The sequence below is a fragment of the Microbacterium sp. zg-Y818 genome, assembly GCF_030246905.1.
GTDB lineage: Bacteria > Actinomycetota > Actinomycetes > Actinomycetales > Microbacteriaceae > Microbacterium.
On the sequence record NZ_CP126741.1, the window covers coordinates 2,589,732 to 2,604,978 of the forward strand.

Here is a 15,247-nt window from a genome sequence, read left to right on the forward strand (position 1 = left end):
CTCGTCGTAGCCTCTCGGCATGAAGCGCCTCACTTTTGCCGACAAGAGCCTGCTCACCGGCGACGCCATGGCGGATGCCGTGCTCGAGTACGCGGCTCTGCTCGCCAATGCCGGCGACGCGAGGCCGGTCGAGTTGAGCGCGTACGGCGCGTCCGGCGAGAAGGTCACGGCCACACTCCTCTTGGGTGCCGGGGCGCCGGTCATGGTGGAGACCACGGGCACCGACTTTCCCGAGCCGGACAACGGCCTCGCCCTGGACATGATCCTCGGAGAGATCCGGCTGCGGCTGGATCCCCCCAGCGCACGGATGGTCGACGGCCCACCGGCGGGCGACGAGGACGACGCCTATACCGGCTGATGGTCCCGACGCAGACGCGCGTCGAGGGCGTCTGCGTGACGCCGGGCGACGTCGTCGACAGCCGCGCTCAGCGTCGGGTCCTCACCCCGGGCGAGGCCGGCGTACTCCAGGCGCACCGTGCTGCCGTCAGGCACCGCCTTCACCCACATGCGACGCCGCGGAACGAACAGCGCGACCATGAGGCCCAGCGTCGCAAGGACGGCGAAGAACAGCACCCACGGGGCACCCACGTCGCGGTGGATCGACAGCGACGCGAACCGCGGCACCGACTCGGCGTAGCCCGTGACGCCCTCGGGTGAGGCGTTCTCGAACGTGATGGTGCCCCACCCGTTCGGGAGGTCCGCCGTCTCGCCCGGGGCCAGCTCGATCGAGTCGACGTCGACGGCGCGCCCGGTCAGCTGCTCCATCCCCTCCGGGTCGAGGGTGTACACCGAGCGGGGCGTGCCGTCATCGATGCCGAGGTCACCTGCGTAGACGTCCAGAGTGAGCACCGGGTTGATGAGGTCGGGATACACCGAGGTCAGTGCTCCGGTGCCCAGGGCCGCCGCGGTCGGATAGAAGAACCCGACCATGCCCAGCTGCTCGGGCATGCCGTCGGGCACCTTGACGACACCGAGCGAGGTCATCGCGGCATCCTGCGGCAGGAACGGCACGGATTCGCTGTAGACGACAGCGCCCTCGGCGTCGCGCACCGTCAGAACGGGGGCGTAGCCGTTGCCCATGAGATAGATGCGGTCGCCCTCGATGTCGATGGGGTGGTTCACCCGCACCTCGGCGGGCTTCTCTTCCTCGCCAGGCACCTTCGTCGTCAGCACGGCCGCGAAATCGCCCGCCTGGCCGGCTCCCTGCTCACCGGCGGGGATGTAGCTGACCTGGAACTCCTCCAGGGTCATCGAGTACGGCGGCAGAGCCTCGGTGTCGACGAAGCGTCCCGGGTTGAAGGACGAGTAGTCGGCGAGGGTGTTGACGAAGCTCTGGCCACCTTCGACCAGCACGTCCTGTCCGGTGTAGGTGAAGCCGCCGCCCACACCCACCGAGATGAGCACGCCGACCAGCGACGCGTGGAAGACGAGGTTGCCCGTCTCGCGCAGGTAGCCGCGCTCGGCCGACACCGAGGAGACACCCCTGCTGTCGTACCGCTCGACGCGATAGCCGGCCTTGCGCAGCTGCTCCCCGGCCAGGTCGATCGCCTCGGCTGCGGTGGCTGCGGCATCCGACCCTTCTGGCACCTGCACGACCGCCTCGGTGTGGTCGTCGAGGCGGGACAGCCGCGCGGGCGTCCGAGGCGGCCGCGCGCGCAGCGCCTTCCAGTGGTGCTTGGTGCGCGGGATGACGCACCCGATCAGCGAGATGAACAGCAGGATGTAGATCGACGAGAACCACGGCGACGAGTACACGTCGAACAGGCTCAGCCCGTCGAGCACCGGGTAGAGGTCGGGGTTGTCGGACTCGAACTGCGCCACGCCGTTCGGGTCGGCGCTGCGCTGCGGGACGATCGATCCGGGGATCGCGGCGATCGCCAGCAGCAGCAGCAGCACGACGGCCGTGCGCATGCTCGTCAGCTGCCGCCAGCCCCACCGCGCCCAGCCGACGACGCCGAGGGCAGGCTGCTGGATGCCGCGGGGAGCGTCGCCGTCGGCATGGTCGCCGGGGCGCAGCGGTCCGTCCACCTCGTCGACGAGGGTGCCGTCGTCAGAGCGGGAGCTGGACACTGCCGATCACCGCCCCGAGCCGTGACATGAGGTCCGTCCAGACGCCGGTGACCATGAGCAGTCCGAGTGCGATGAGAAGCACTCCTCCCGTGATGTTGATCGCGCGGATGTAGCGCTTGACGAACGCGACCGAACGGGTGGCCCACCCGAAGCCGATCGCCAGCAGGATGAACGGCACGCCGAGGCCCAGTGAATAGGCAACGCCCAGGATGCCGGCGCGCACCGGGTCGCCCTGGTTGATCGAAATGGCGAGGATCGCCGTCATCGTCGGACCGATGCAGGGAGCCCAGCCGATGCCCATCGCCACGCCGAGGAGCGGCGCGCCCACAAGGCCGAGGTTCTCCCGCATGCGGGGCCGGAAGGTGCGCTGCGCGACGCCGAAGACCCCGATGAAGACGAGACCGAGCAGGATCACCACGACCCCCAGCACCCGGGTGATCGGGTCCTGGTAGCGGATGAAGAGCTGCCCGAGCGATCCCCCGAGCACGAAGATCGCGACGAACACCGCGGTGAAACCGGCGATGAACAGCAGCACGCCGGCCAGCAGCCGTGACCGGGTCTTGGTGCGCGTGCCGCCGGTGCGGGCGGGGGCCGCGCCACCCAGGAAGCCCAGGTACCCCGGCACCAGCGGCAGCACGCAGGGCGAGAGGAACGACACCAGTCCAGCGAGCATCGCGATCGGGATCGCCAGCCACAAAGCGCCGTCGAAGACGATCCCGAGAGGGCTCACGGGGTCTCCGCGAGCGTGTCGCGCACGAGGGTCTCAAGGATCGAGGCATCCGGCAGCTGGCCGATCACACGGGCGGCGAGGCGCCCTTCGGCGTCGAGCACGAGCGTGGTCGGCACCGCCTGCAGCGAGGTGACCTCGGCGAAGGCGAGCTTCAGGTCGGGGTCACGGTGAGCGAGCATCGACGGGTAGGTGATGCCGTAGGTGCGGTCGAACGATGCCGCGGTGGCGGCCTCGTCGTAGATGTTGACGCCGAGGAAGGAGACGTCGGCATCGGCGAACTCCTCGTTCGCCTGCTGCAGGTACGGCGCCTCCGCGCGGCAGGGCCCGCACCCGGCGTACCAGAAGTTCACGACCACGACGTCACCGAGCACGTCCTCACTGGTGATGGTGCTGCCGTCGACGCCGGTGCCCGAGAAGACGATCGGGTCCTCGCGGTCGGCGGGCGCGATCTCGGTCGCGGCGAAATCACGCGAGACGAAGCCGGCCGTGTCGCCCTCGCGGTAGGCGTCGACGAGGTCGTCGTTGCCGCCGGTGCACCCCGCGATGCCCGCAGTCAGTGCCACGGCGGCCGCAGCGGCCAGCAGACGGCGCGTGCGGCGCGGCCGGGAGGAATCACGAAGGGCCATCACACTGCTCCCACATCCACGGCACCGGACAGACTCGCCGGCTCCACATAGGCGACCTCCGACCACGTGCCGTCATCGCCGAGCTCGACGCTCGTGATGCTCGACAGCGCACATCGACGCTGCGTGGGGTTGTGGCGCAGCGGCGTTCCGGTGATCGCGAGGTGGGTGATCCAGATCGGCAGCTGGTGCGACACGATCACGGCGTCGCCCGATTCGGTCTCGTCCCAGGCATCGCGCATCGCGGCATCCATGCGCGCGACGACCTGCGCATACGGCTCGCCCCAGCTCGGCAGGTCGGGGTTGCGCAGATGCAGCCAGTTGGCGGGGTTGGCCATGGCGCGCTTCATGCGCCGGCCCTCGAAGACGTTGGTCGGCTCGATCACCCGCTCGTCGATGCGCGGGTCGATTTCGAAGAACTCCGCGAACGGCTCGGCCGATTCACGCGCACGCTGCAGGGGAGAACACACGAGATGGCCCACGGGGCGCTGCTGAGCCTGCACGTACTCGGCTGCCTGACGGGCCATGCGCCGCCCGTCAGAGCTCAGTCCGAAGCCCGGAAGCCGACCATAGAGCACACGCCCGGGGTTGAAAACCTCTCCGTGGCGCACGAGATGAAGGCGGTCGGCAGGCACCCGCCAAGTCTACGTCGACGCGGACTGTGCACGCGCTGGACGTCGGCCGCTACACGACGTCGGTGCCAGAAGCGTCGCGGGCGGCCAGCAACGCACGCACCCGCATGTAGATGAACCAGGCCACACCGACGACGGCGGCGATGATCACGATGTACTGCAGAACGTCCGCGTAGGCCTCCACGACGTGCCACGACTCCCCCAGGAAGAACCCCGCGAGCACGAAGATGCTGTTCCAGATGAGGCTTCCGGCGAGGGTCAGCAGACCGAATCGCCACAGCGGCATGCGCGCGATGCCGGCGGGGATCGAGATCAGACTGCGGAAGATCGGCAGCATGCGGCCGAAGAAGACCGCCTTGCCGCCGTGCTTGTGGAACCAGGCGATCGTGCGGTCGATGTCTTCAGGGTGCAGCAGCGGCATCTTGTCGGCGATGTACTTCAGCCGGCGGGCGCCGAGCCACGCCCCGATGCCGTAGAGCACGAACGCTCCCACCACGGAGCCCGCGGTCGTCCAGAACAGGGCCTCGAAGAGCGTGAAGCCACCGCGGCTTGCTGCGAGTCCCGCCATCGGCAGGATGACCTCGCTCGGGAGCGGCGGGAAGAGGTTCTCGAGAGCGATCGCCGCGCCGGCGCCGATCGGCCCGATGGTGTCCATGAGCGACACCGTCCAGTCGGCCAGCGCGGTCAGCCAGGAGCCGTCCGAGGGGTCGGCGGCGGAGGCGGCGGTCGTCATGGCGGCAGTCGTCATACCCCCACGGTAGGGAACAGCCGCCTGCAAAACCTGGAGGAAGGCCCCGAATGCCGCGATTGGACTCGGGCCCGGCCCACGTAGACTGACTCTTTGTGAGTGAACGCGTTCTCGTCCAGCAGCTGCAGGGTCTCCCCGATGGACCCGTCTCGGTATCCGGATGGGTCGAGACGGTCCGCGATCAGAAGAAGGTGCAGTTCGTCATCCTGCGCGACGAGACGGGGGCGGTGCAGCTGGTCAACCCGGCCACCCGTCCGCCCGCCGCCGACGCGGTCGACGCGCCAGAGCCGGATGCCGACAAGCTGGCACTGACCTCGCTCATCTCGGAGCTGACCACGGGCACCTTCCTGACCGTGACCGGCGAGCTGAAGCACGACGAGCGCGTCAAGCTCGGCGGCGTCGAGATCAAGATCGGCTCGCTCGAGGTGGCATCCGCAGCTCTCCCCGAGACCCCCATCGCCGCCGACAGCGGCATGGACAAGCGCATGGACTGGCGCTTCCTCGACCTGCGCCAGCGCCGCAACAACCTCATCTTCCGCGTGCAGACGACCCTCGAGCACGCGATGCGCTCGTACTGGATCGAGCGGGACTACATCGAGGTGCACTCCCCCAAGCTCATGGCGTCGGCGTCGGAGTCCAACGCCGAGCTGTTCGAGGTGCCGTACTTCGAGGACAAGACCGCGTACCTCGCGCAGTCGCCGCAGTTCTTCAAGCAGATGGCCCAGGTCGCCGGCTTCGGCAAGATCTTCGAGATCGCCCCCGCCTTCCGCGCCGACCCGTCCTTCACCAGCCGCCACGCGACCGAGTTCACTTCGATCGACGCCGAGATCAGCTGGATCGACTCGCACGAGGACGTCGCCGCGATGCAGGAGGAGCTGCTGCAGACGGCGATCCAGGCGGTCAAGGACAAGCACGGCGCCGAGATCGAGGAGCTGTTCGGCATCGAGGTGCAGGTGCCTGCGATCCCGTTCCCCCGCATTCCGCTGGCCGAGGCCCGCGAGATCGTGAAGAGCCGCGGCTACGAGATCCCCCGCACAGACGGCGACCTCGACCCCGAGGGCGAGCGCCAGATCTCGGCGTACGTCGAGGAGACCTACGGTCACCAGTTCGTCTTCATCACCGACTACCACCCCGAGATCCGCGCTTTCTACCACATGCGCGACGAGCAGACAGGGCTGACGAAGTCCTACGACCTGCTGTTCAAGGGCGTGGAGATCACCACCGGCGCACAGCGCGAGCACCGCGTCGACGTGCTGATCGAGCAGGCCCGCGAGAAGGGCCTGGAGCCCGAGCACCTCGAGTTCTACTTCGACTTCTTCCGCTACGGTGCCCCGCCGCACGGTGGCTTCGGCATGGGCCTGGCCCGCGTGCTGATGCTGCTGCTCGGGCAGGACTCGATCCGCGAGGTCACCTACCTCTTCCGCGGACCCACGCGCCTGGCTCCCTGAGCCCGCTCACTCACACCGAGGGACCACGGCGGGTCGCCGCACAGGCCGCGCACCGGCCGACGAGCGTGCTCTGATCGAGCGCCAGGCTGAAGCCGACCATGGTGCGCAGCATGCGGGCGGCAGTGCGCATGGCCTCGGGCGGCAGCACGACCACGGCGCCGCATTCGGCGCACTGGCCGTGAAGGTGCCGGCGCCCGGCAGCGGTCGTGGCGAGGTGATACCGCGCGGCGCCGCTCGCCGCGTGCTGGCGTGAGACGACACCGGATGCCGCCAGCAGGTCGAGCGTGCGGTACACCGTGGCGCGGTGCACGTCCCCCTCACCGAGAAGGTTCGCGACCTCATCGGCGGTCAGGTGGTCGGCGCGCGCGGCCAGCACGGTCAGCACCGCGCGCCGGGGTGCGGTGACCCGCTCCCCGCGCATGCGCAGCGCGCTGATGGCGGCCAGAACGTCGTCGCCACGGGCGGCCGCGTGCAACTCACCGTGCTCGAGACCCACGCCCGCCTCTGCCATGCCCACATGGTGTCACCGCCCCACGGGATCCTCTACCCCCAAGAGAACACGGAGGGCGGTGACACCGGTCAGGTGCGCTTCAACCCCGACATGTAGTGCGCAACGATCAGTGCCACCCAGGTGGTCAGGATGTACGGCCAGGTGTAGGTGTCCAGCCCCGCGCGGTGCATGAGGAGGGTCACCACAGCCGTCACCACGATCCACGGCAGCGAGTACAGCCACGACGCGGTGGAGCTCTTCAGGAACGTCACCGCAAGGGCGATGGCGGTCAGCACTCCCGAGTAGTTGGCCAGGCCGTTTGCGATCTCGCTCCACGACTCGCCCATGGCGATGGCGGTGAGCGTGCCGACGACCGATCCCATGATCGCTGCCAGCCCCACCTTCCAGCTCGCGATGAACAGTCCGACGAGAATCAGCGCGCCGCTGATGGGGTTGTCCACCAGCACGACCTGCGACACGTTCGTCAACAGGGACAGGAAGAATGCCGGCACGGGCTCGTCGGGCAGGTCGGATGCCGGCGAATCGACCGCGAGGCTCAGCGTCGACAGAGCGATGATCGTGGCGACGATGACGAACGGCGCCGTCGTGTACGGCAGGTTGTAGACCTTCAGCGGCGTCTTGGTGAAAAGCGCGTTGACCAGCCATGTGACCGGCCCGGTCACGAGAGCGCCGACGAAGGCGAGCACGTACGACCACCACGCGTCGCCACCCAGCGCGGCGAAGACGGCGGCACCCACAAGGGTGCCGCAGAAGGACTGCATACCCGACGCGACGCTGCTGGGGGGGAAGCCCACGGCGCGCCCACCGAGCATCCCCCCGACGGCACCGATCGCTGCGAGCACCCCCATGCGCCAGTCCGCGATGACGAAGGCGGCGAGCACGAGGATGCCGGTGATGACGTTCTGCTGGAAGTAGATCTGTGACGGGCCGTGGAGAAACCCGAGGCCCCACTGGCTCGCGGAACCGCGCTTCTCGGTCTGCGTATCGGTCATGACGATCCTCCCTGCCGATTTATCATTTCCTGACGAGCGGCGCCGGCCGCCCGGTGAGCAGTTCGTGCACCGCAGCCGCTGCGCCCGTCTGCGCGGCGAGCGACGTGACGGTGTCATCGCCTGCGTAGCGCAGCCACGCGCCGGCATCCGCCGGCAAGACGCTGACCCCGAAGCGGACACTGTCGTCGGAGGATGCCGCGACCACCTTCGCCACGGCATCGTGCAGTGCCGCCGCCACCCGCGCGGCGGGCTGGAGCGGGGTCACGACGTACAGCGACGACACGATGTCGCGGCCGCCGAGCACCGCGTCGCCGCCGACGCGACCGTCGCGCGGCACCAGCCGCACGCGGTCGATGGCGACGGGCTCGCCGCCGTGGTCGTCGGGACGGCGAACCTCGAGGTCGCTCGCGTATGCATCGAAGGCGTAGCGCTCACCTCGCGTCAGGCGGCCGGCGTACACCGTCTCGCCGACCAGCAGGGTGGCATCCGGATGAACGCGCGCCGTCAGGTGCTGGTAGAAGCGCGAGTTCGCGTAGGGGATGAGCGGGTCGGGGAGGTACTCGACATACGCACCCTCGGCGACGTCGATGTTGATGATCGACGTGGCGTAGCCCGAGACCATGCGGTACACCTTCGTGTGCGCCTGGGTCGTGATGAAGGCTGAGGTTCCCTCGCCGAAAGTGAGGTCCATGCGCTGCCGGTCGTTGTGCAGCACGCCGCCGCCGGTCGTGATGAGGTACGTGTACGGCATGTCGGGCCGCAAGGTGTTGTAATACAGCGGCTTCATGATCTGCAGCGGAGCCTTCTGGTAGTGATGCACCAGCTCCGTGCGCTGGGAGTCGCCCTGTCCGCGCAGCTCGAATCCGAGTTCGAGGATGCCGACTTTGCCGGGGCTCCCCACGGGCAGCGTGTAGCTCTCGGTGCCGTAGCGGGCCACCTCGATCGGCACGTGCGCCGGCTCGAAGTGGGCGGGCTGCAGCCGCGGCCCGCCGTACAGCGGCGCCGCCTCCGGCGTCGGCGACGACGACTCGGCATCCACCTCGCCCACCTCGAGATCGGTCACGAGACCAGTTCGCCCGTCTTCGCGTGCCACACCGACATGATGGTGTCGAAGAGCTCCTGCACCCCGGTGCCGTCGAGCGAGTTGGTGAGCACCACCGGCTTGCCGTTTCGCACCGCGTGGGCGTCGCGTTCCATGACCGACAGATCGGTGCGCACATACTGCGCGATGTCGATCTTGTTGATCACCAGGATGTCGCTCTCGGTGATGCCGGGACCGCGCTTGCGCGGCATCTTCTCCCCCTCCGAGGTGTCCAGCACGAACACGAACACGTCCGCCAGCGACGGCGAGAAGGTCAGCGTCAGATTGTCGCCCCCGGACTCGTAGATCAGGGTGTCGATGTCGGGGAAGCGCTCGAGCATCTCCTCACCCGCGGCGAGGTTCATCGTGGGGTCGTCGCGCACCGCGGTGTGAGGGCACGCGCCCGTCTCGACGCCCACGACGCGCTCAGGGTCGAGGATGCCGGCGAGTTCCCGCCGCACGTGGTGGGCGTCCTCCTGGGTGTAGATGTCGTTGGTGATGACGCCCGGGGTGCGGCCGGCGGCGATGAAGATGGGCACCAGCGCCTCGGTGAGCGCCGTCTTCCCCGACCCGACGGGGCCGCCGATTCCGACGCGCAGAACGTTGTCGCTCATGGGGTTCCTCTTTCTTTGCATTCGTGGGATCTCAGTTGGTGAACAGTCGCGCTTCGGCACGCTCGTGGCCGGCCGACATGATGTCGCCCATCGGCACGAAGCCGCCGATGTCGGCGACCGGGCGCACCAGCGCGTCTTCGGTCACCGCCTCGATGACCGGGTGCACCCGCCGGATCATCACCTGCGCCGACCGGTGGTCGGCCAGGCGCAGGCGCAGAGCGGCGAACGCGTAGCTCGCCGCGAAGGCGAAGAGGTCCGCCGCCACCGCCGCGGCGATGGGCACCCGTTCCGCCGCGTAGCAGACCGCCGTCACGACGGGCTGGCAGCCCGGCGTGCGGCGCTGCTTCACCCGGGCGGCCCAGGCCGCGATGTCGTCGGCACCAGGCGTCCCCTCGAAGATCTCCGCGGTGATGTCGGCCAGCTGCCTTCCGCTGCGCACGCTGGACGTGCGCAGCTCCGCGTTCAGCTTCGACGCGTACAGCACCCGGTCGACCTCGGCCACGGCATCCCACTCGCCGCGGGACGCACATCCGTGCGCCCGAGCGAGCGCCGTGGCGTCCCCCGGCCCCACAGAGGAGATCAACAGGTCCTCGAGCAGGTCGCCCACCGTGCCGGCATCCACGAGCCCGGCCTGGTGGAATCCCTCCAGGCCGTGCGACATCGTGTAGAAGCCACTGGGGAATGCGGAGTCGGTCAGTTGCAGGCCGACCAGCAGCGGTGCCACCGCCGACCCCGCACTCGTGGTCGTGATCGTCATATCGGGGCGATCATGCGAGGAAGAACAGCTGGGTCAGCGGCAGCGCCTGGGCCGGTTCGATCTCTGCCGGGACCCCATCCAGCGACACCCGGTAGGTCTCCGGATCGACCGTGACCTCCGGGGTCTCGCTGTTGCGCACCATGCTGCTCTTGCCGATCGATCGGGTGTTGCGCACCGGGAGGATCTGGCTCTTCAGCCCGAGCATCTCCGGCACCCCCTTCTCGATCGACACCTTCGACACGAACGTCGCCCGCGTCGCGTGCAGCGGCTGCGGCAGGGCACCGAACGCCGGCCGGAAGTACACCGGCTGGGGCGTGGGCAGCGAGGCGTTGGGGTCGCCCATCAGACCCCAGTTGATCAGGCCGCCCTTGATGACCACCTTCGGCTTCGCCGCGAACGTGTCCACCGGCCACAGCACGATGTCGGCCATCTTGCCCGGCTCGAGCGAGCCGACGTAGTCCGAGATGCCGTGGGTGATCGCGGGGTTGATCGTCACCTTCGCGAGGTACCGCAGCACCCGGAAGTTGTCGTTGTCCTCGGCATCCTCCGGCAGCTTGCCGCGCTTGTCCTTGCAGTGGTGCGCCGTCTGGAACGCCCTCGTCACCGACTCGCCGATACGGCCCATGGCCTGCGAGTCCGACGAGAACATGGAGATGACGCCCATGTCCTGCAGCACGGTCTCTGCCGAGATCGTCTCGGCGCGCACCCGGGAGTCGGCGAACGCGACGTCCTCCGGGGCGTCGTACGAGAGGTGGTGGCACACCATCACCATGTCCAGCAGCTCGTCGACGGAGTTGACCGTGTAGGGCAGGGTGGGATTCGTCGAGGACGGCAGCACGTTGGACTGCCCCGCGATCTTCATGATGTCCGGGGCGTGTCCACCGCCGGCACCCTCGGTGTGGTACGTGTGGATCGTCCGGCCATTGATCGCCGAGATGGTGTTCTCCACGAATCCCGACTCGTTCAGGCTGTCGGTGTGGATGGCGACCTGGATGTCGTACTCGTCGGCGATCTGCAACGCCATGTCGATGGCGGCCGGAGTCGTTCCCCAGTCCTCGTGCACCTTCAGCCCACCCGCGCCGGCTTCCACCTGGTCGATGAGCGCCTGCGGCAGCGAGCTGTTGCCCTTGCCGTGGATGCCCACATTGATGGGGAGGTCGTCCCATGCCTGCAGCATGCGGTGGATGTTCCACGTGCCCGGTGTGCAGGTCGTGCCGTTGGTGCCGTCGGTCGGGCCGGTCCCACCGCCGAAGAGCGTGGTGATGCCGTTGGACAGCGCGTTGTACACCTGCTGCGGGGAGATGAAGTGCACGTGCGGGTCCATCGCTCCGGCGGTCGCGATGAGGTGCTCACCGGCGATCACCTCGGTGCCGGGGCCGACGACGAGGTGCGGATCGACGCCCTTCTGCGTCTGCGGGTTGCCGGACTTGCCGATGCCGGCGATCTTGCCGTCCCGCACGCCGATGTCTGCTTTGACGATGCCGAGGATGGCATCCATCACGATCACGTTCGTGATCACGAGGTCGAGCGATCCCTGCGAGGAGCTGGCTTGGGGGTCTGATCCCATGCCGTCGCGGGCGGACTTGCCGCCGCCGTACACGACCTCGTCGCCGTAGCTGTCAGCGGCGTAGTCCTTCTCGATCTCGATGACGAGGTTCGTGTCTGCCAGAGGCACGCGGTCGCCGACGGTCGGACCGAAGAGGTCGGTGTACTGCTTCTTGGAGATGATGGCCATGGCTACTTGCTCCCCTTCTTGCTTCCGGATGCCTTGTTGTCTGCTTTTGCGTTACCAGACGACTTTTTCGCCGTCGCCGGGCTCGCATTCCCGCCGCTGTCGGCCTCGCCGTTCTGGTACCCGCGCTCGGCGAGCATCCTCATAGCGTCGGCCTTGGTCTGCGCCGCATCGAGGCCGCCGTTGACGAACCCGTTGAACCCCACGACGCGGCGGGCACCGGCGAAGGCGACCAGGGTGACCTGCTTGGTCTCTCCTGGTTCGAAACGCACCCCGCTGCCGGCGGGGATGTCCAGGTGCATGCCCCATGCCTGCTCACGCGGAAAGAGCATGGCGGAGTTGACTTCGAAGAAGTGGAAGTGCGAGCCGATCTGCACCGGCCGGTCGCCGGTGTTCGTGACATTCATCGTCGCCGAGGGCCGGCCCTCGTTGATCTCGATGGTGTCGGCACCGTGGTGGTAGCTGGGGCGTCTGCTGAGCATGATGTTCCCTCCGGTTACGACTCAGTGGTCGTGGTCGTGGTGCGCGTCGGAGAGCGCCAACGCGTCGCTGTCGTGATGGTGCAGCACGTGGGCGTGCAGGCCCCCGTGCGTGTGGGAGTGCCGCGTTCCGTCGGCGTGGTCGTGCGGATGCGGGTGGGTGTGAGCCTCCTCCTCGAACGCGTGCGAGTGGGCGTACCCGTGGCCGTGGTCGGCGAGGAGCCCCGTGTCGATGCCGTCGTCGCCGGCATCGAGGGCGGCGAGCGCGTCGCGCACCCGGGTGCCGATCACCCGCACGATCGACGCGTCGCTCATCACCGGGCCGCCGAATTCGACGTCTGCGGCGGGCAGCGAGGCGGCGAATCCCGCAGGAACCGCCACGACGCGCGTCGCGCCGAGCCGGCGCAGCCGCGCCGCTGCCGCGGAGAGCTGTGCGCCGTCGTCGGCGATCGCCACCGCCACCTCGTCGAGCGCTCCGTGCGTGGCGACGAGATAGCCCACGCGGTGCAGCTCCGCTTCGTCGAACGGGTTGGAGTGCGGCGCGACGATGAGCAGAGCGGATGCCGGATCGACGAGACTCGCCCGATTGGCCGCGGTGCGCAGCCAGGCTGTGAGATGGTCGATCTGCCCGAAGGGGGCGGTCAGCGCGATCCGCCCAGCGTGCGTACGGTTCAGCCAGCGGAGCGTCTTGGCCGCGTCGGCGACCATGGCGGGGTCCCGCCCGAAGGTCATCGGGAGCACCACGACGGGGTCGCCGTGGTCGAGCGCGGCGCTGACGATGTTGTGCAGCGCCCGGCCCGCGACCGTGGTGCGCGCGCCGTCCACGAGCGGCTCGAACCGCTCGAGGTCGCGCGCGTCGTCGCTCTCGTGCCCGCCGACGAGGACGATCTGCACTCCGGTGGCGCCCGTCATCTCCTCAGCCGCCGATGGGGTCGTGGCAGGAGACCAGTTTCGTGCCGTCGGGGAATGTCGCTTCGACCTGCAGAAGCGTGACTCGTTCACGGACGCCGGGCATGCACTGGTCGACCGTGACGATTTTCTTTCCCAGCTCCATGCAGTCCGAGACGGTCTTGCCGTCACGGGCGGCTTCGAGAACCCCCTCCGTCACGAGGGCGATCGCCTCACTGACGTTGAGCTTCGTGCCGCGATCTCGGCGGCGTCGCGCGAGTTCCGCGACCTGGTAGACGTACAGCTTGTCGATCTCGCGTGGCGTGAGGTCCATTGCAGCTCCTGACATCCGATTGAGAGAGGACGCGCTCCGACGTGTGTGCGTGGGGCGTCGATAGGGCGTCAGCCTTACACGCCCGGGAAGACCTGAACAGGCCCCCTCCTGCACGATCCGCACCACCTGCGACCGTGTCGCAGGACCACTGGGCAGGCCCCGTCGGCGGGGCTATAGTCGAGGCCTCGAACGGGGGCGGCATGGTGAAATCAGGGAGTGTCGCGGGCGGCTGGCTGATCGTCGTCTGCTGCCTTTCGCAGTTCCTGCACACCGTCTACGGCAGCGTCGCCAATATCGCGCTGCCCGATATCTCGCGGGATCTGGGCGCCGGAATCGACTCGCTGCAGTGGGTCGTGAGCGCCTACGTGCTGACGCTCGCGAGCCTGCTGATCTTCGCCGGAAACCTGGCAGATCGCATCGGTCGACGACGCGTGCTCGTGATGGGCAACGTGGTGATGATCGTGGGCTCGGTCGTCTGCGCCCTGAGCACGTCGGTGGGCCTGCTCGTCGTCGGACGGGTCATCCAGGGCGCCGGCAGTGCGCTCATCGCACCCGCCGGCCTGTCGCTTCTGGCAGCGGCGTTTCCGCAGCGCGCGCAGCGCGCCGTCGCGGTGATGTGGTGGACCACCATCGGCACGGCGTCGCTGGCGGCGGGCCCGATCCTCGGCGGACTGCTCGTGAAGGATCTCGGCTGGACCTCGGTGTTCTGGGCCGGCGTGCCTCTGGGGGTGGTGGCGTCGGTACTCGCGCTCGTCCTCCTGCGCGAATCCCGCGCGCAGCACCCTGCGCGCCTGGACGGCGTCGGCCAGATCCTGCTGACCCTCTTCCTCGCCGCCCTCGCGTTCACCCTGATCGAGGGCGTGCACCTGGGATGGACCTCCGTGCCCGTGCTCGCGGCGATCGCCGTCGCCCTGCTGTCGCTGGTCGCGCTCGTGCCGTACGAGCGCCGTCGGCAGGATCCGCTGCTGCCCCTGCATCTGCTGACCGACCGGCCGTTCGTCACCGCGCTGACGATGGCGGTGGCCGGGTACCTGGCACTCGCAGCGCTGCTGTTCGTCAACACCTTCTATCTGCAGTCCGAGCGCGGGCTGAACGCCACGCAGGCGGGCCTCATGACGATCCCCCTGGCCGCCGGCGCCACCGCATCCGCCCTCCTGGCCGCCCGATTCGTCGCACACCAGCATTCGCGCGCCGCACTCATCATCAGCGGAACGCTCCTCGCCGTCGGCTCTGCTGGGCTGTGGCTGACCGAGAGCGCCCCGCTGTGGACGGTGTTCCTGCCGTACTTCGTGTTCGGGTTCGGGTTCGGCCTCATCGCCGATCCCGTCAGCGTAACCGCGCTCTCGGAGCTGCCCACCGAGGAGTCCGGACTGGCGTCGAGCTTCATCTCCACGTCCAAGCAGGCCGGTCAGCTGCTGGGCATCGCCGGCGCCGGATCGATCCTCGCCGTCGCAGGCACATCATCGGACGCGACCGCGTTCGACGACATGGGCGGGTGGGTGTGGGCGGTGCTGGTGGCGGCCGGCGTGCTCATCGCCGGGCTCGCCGTCAGCACGCCGCGCACGCACATTCCCGTGCCGCCCAAGCCCGCGGCCGTGCACTGAGCCG

At 68.7% G+C, this 15,247-nt stretch carries 17 protein-coding genes; 3 read left to right on the forward strand and 14 right to left on the reverse strand.

The genetic code is table 11. The features are described from left to right. The first annotated feature begins 19 nt into the window (after positions 1 to 19). The gene (locus QNO21_RS12235) at positions 20 to 358 is read left to right on the forward strand and encodes a hypothetical protein (RefSeq protein ID WP_257514839.1); all 339 of its coding nucleotides are present in this window, start codon (positions 20 to 22) and stop codon (positions 356 to 358) included. Here the strand turns inward: QNO21_RS12235 and resB are convergent. From resB to QNO21_RS12260, 5 genes are read right to left on the reverse strand one after another with little or no spacing between them, the layout of a single operon-like run. Beyond that, complete coding sequence (gene resB, locus QNO21_RS12240; protein WP_257518143.1) at positions 346 to 2,070, reverse strand: cytochrome c biogenesis protein ResB; 1,725 nt, start codon at positions 2,068 to 2,070, stop codon at positions 346 to 348. The genes QNO21_RS12235 and resB overlap by 13 nt on opposite strands. Beyond that, the gene (locus QNO21_RS12245; protein ID WP_257514842.1) at positions 2,051 to 2,800 is read right to left on the reverse strand and encodes a cytochrome c biogenesis CcdA family protein; all 750 of its coding nucleotides are present in this window, start codon (positions 2,798 to 2,800) and stop codon (positions 2,051 to 2,053) included. The genes resB and QNO21_RS12245 overlap by 20 nt, the downstream gene beginning before the upstream one ends. Beyond that, positions 2,797 to 3,426 (reverse strand): TlpA family protein disulfide reductase, encoded by a 630-nt coding sequence (locus tag QNO21_RS12250; RefSeq protein WP_257518144.1) that lies wholly within the window; start codon positions 3,424 to 3,426, stop codon positions 2,797 to 2,799. The genes QNO21_RS12245 and QNO21_RS12250 overlap by 4 nt, the downstream gene beginning before the upstream one ends. Next, entirely contained in the window at positions 3,426 to 4,058 is a 633-nt protein-coding gene (locus QNO21_RS12255; protein WP_257514845.1) for a histidine phosphatase family protein, read from the reverse strand. The genes QNO21_RS12250 and QNO21_RS12255 overlap by 1 nt, the downstream gene beginning before the upstream one ends. Positions 4,059 to 4,107: 49 nt before the next feature. Next, entirely contained in the window at positions 4,108 to 4,803 is a 696-nt protein-coding gene (locus QNO21_RS12260) for a DedA family protein (RefSeq protein ID WP_257518145.1), read from the reverse strand. 95 nt (positions 4,804 to 4,898) lie between these two features. Here QNO21_RS12260 and aspS point away from each other — a divergent pair, with 95 nt between their 5' ends. Further along, a complete protein-coding gene (aspS, locus tag QNO21_RS12265) occupies positions 4,899 to 6,251 on the forward strand; it encodes an aspartate--tRNA(Asn) ligase (protein ID WP_257518146.1) in 1,353 nt (450 codons plus the stop codon). 10 nt (positions 6,252 to 6,261) lie between these two features. Here aspS and QNO21_RS12270 read toward each other — a convergent pair whose 3' ends face one another. From QNO21_RS12270 to QNO21_RS12310, 9 genes are all read right to left on the reverse strand, one after another. Beyond that, positions 6,262 to 6,762: a Fur family transcriptional regulator gene (locus QNO21_RS12270; RefSeq protein ID WP_257518147.1), complete on the reverse strand. Its 501-nt coding sequence runs from the start codon at positions 6,760 to 6,762 to the stop codon at positions 6,262 to 6,264. A gap of 68 nt (positions 6,763 to 6,830) precedes the next feature. After that, a complete protein-coding gene (locus QNO21_RS12275) occupies positions 6,831 to 7,754 on the reverse strand; it encodes an urea transporter (protein ID WP_257514849.1) in 924 nt (307 codons plus the stop codon). A 22-nt stretch (positions 7,755 to 7,776) separates the two neighbouring features. Continuing rightward, complete coding sequence (locus tag QNO21_RS12280; protein WP_285178394.1) at positions 7,777 to 8,817, reverse strand: urease accessory protein UreD; 1,041 nt, start codon at positions 8,815 to 8,817, stop codon at positions 7,777 to 7,779. Continuing rightward, on the reverse strand, positions 8,814 to 9,449 hold the full coding sequence (gene ureG / locus QNO21_RS12285) for an urease accessory protein UreG (RefSeq protein WP_257493787.1): 636 nt from the start codon (positions 9,447 to 9,449) through the stop codon (positions 8,814 to 8,816). Before ureG ends, QNO21_RS12280 begins: the two co-directional genes overlap by 4 nt. Positions 9,450 to 9,480: 31 nt before the next feature. Beyond that, entirely contained in the window at positions 9,481 to 10,206 is a 726-nt protein-coding gene (locus tag QNO21_RS12290) for an urease accessory protein UreF (RefSeq protein WP_257518149.1), read from the reverse strand. Between the two features lie 10 nt (positions 10,207 to 10,216). Beyond that, a complete protein-coding gene (gene ureC / locus QNO21_RS12295) occupies positions 10,217 to 11,941 on the reverse strand; it encodes an urease subunit alpha (protein ID WP_257518150.1) in 1,725 nt (574 codons plus the stop codon). Between the two features lie 2 nt (positions 11,942 to 11,943). After that, the gene (locus QNO21_RS12300; protein ID WP_257518151.1) at positions 11,944 to 12,420 is read right to left on the reverse strand and encodes an urease subunit beta; all 477 of its coding nucleotides are present in this window, start codon (positions 12,418 to 12,420) and stop codon (positions 11,944 to 11,946) included. Between the two features lie 21 nt (positions 12,421 to 12,441). Next, positions 12,442 to 13,329 carry a hypothetical protein gene (locus tag QNO21_RS12305; protein ID WP_257518152.1) on the reverse strand — a complete coding sequence of 296 codons (888 nt, stop codon included), beginning with the start codon at positions 13,327 to 13,329 and terminating at the stop codon, positions 12,442 to 12,444. Positions 13,330 to 13,333: 4 nt separating this feature from the next. Beyond that, positions 13,334 to 13,639: an urease subunit gamma gene (locus QNO21_RS12310; protein WP_257516827.1), complete on the reverse strand. Its 306-nt coding sequence runs from the start codon at positions 13,637 to 13,639 to the stop codon at positions 13,334 to 13,336. Positions 13,640 to 13,839: 200 nt separating this feature from the next. Here QNO21_RS12310 and QNO21_RS12315 point away from each other — a divergent pair, with 200 nt between their 5' ends. Further along, positions 13,840 to 15,243, forward strand: coding sequence for an MFS transporter (locus tag QNO21_RS12315; protein ID WP_257517080.1), 1,404 nt, complete (start codon positions 13,840 to 13,842; stop codon positions 15,241 to 15,243). Positions 15,244 to 15,247: the final 4 nt, after the last annotated feature.

Coding starts and splice junctions, on each gene's coding strand:
- QNO21_RS12235 (WP_257514839.1), top strand. CDS start 20: ATGAAGCGCCTCACTTTTGCCGACAAGAGCCTGCTCACCGGCGACGCC.
- QNO21_RS12250 (WP_257518144.1), bottom strand. CDS start 3,426: ATGGCCCTTCGTGATTCCTCCCGGCCGCGCCGCACGCGCCGTCTGCTG.
- QNO21_RS12260 (WP_257518145.1), bottom strand. CDS start 4,803: ATGACGACTGCCGCCATGACGACCGCCGCCTCCGCCGCCGACCCCTCG.
- QNO21_RS12270 (WP_257518147.1), bottom strand. CDS start 6,762: ATGGCAGAGGCGGGCGTGGGTCTCGAGCACGGTGAGTTGCACGCGGCC.
- QNO21_RS12275 (WP_257514849.1), bottom strand. CDS start 7,754: ATGACCGATACGCAGACCGAGAAGCGCGGTTCCGCGAGCCAGTGGGGC.
- ureG (WP_257493787.1), bottom strand. CDS start 9,449: ATGAGCGACAACGTTCTGCGCGTCGGAATCGGCGGCCCCGTCGGGTCG.
- QNO21_RS12290 (WP_257518149.1), bottom strand. CDS start 10,206: ATGACGATCACGACCACGAGTGCGGGGTCGGCGGTGGCACCGCTGCTG.
- ureC (WP_257518150.1), bottom strand. CDS start 11,941: ATGGCCATCATCTCCAAGAAGCAGTACACCGACCTCTTCGGTCCGACC.
- QNO21_RS12300 (WP_257518151.1), bottom strand. CDS start 12,420: ATGCTCAGCAGACGCCCCAGCTACCACCACGGTGCCGACACCATCGAG.
- QNO21_RS12305 (WP_257518152.1), bottom strand. CDS start 13,329: ATGACGGGCGCCACCGGAGTGCAGATCGTCCTCGTCGGCGGGCACGAG.
- QNO21_RS12310 (WP_257516827.1), bottom strand. CDS start 13,639: ATGGACCTCACGCCACGCGAGATCGACAAGCTGTACGTCTACCAGGTC.
- QNO21_RS12315 (WP_257517080.1), top strand. CDS start 13,840: ATGGTGAAATCAGGGAGTGTCGCGGGCGGCTGGCTGATCGTCGTCTGC.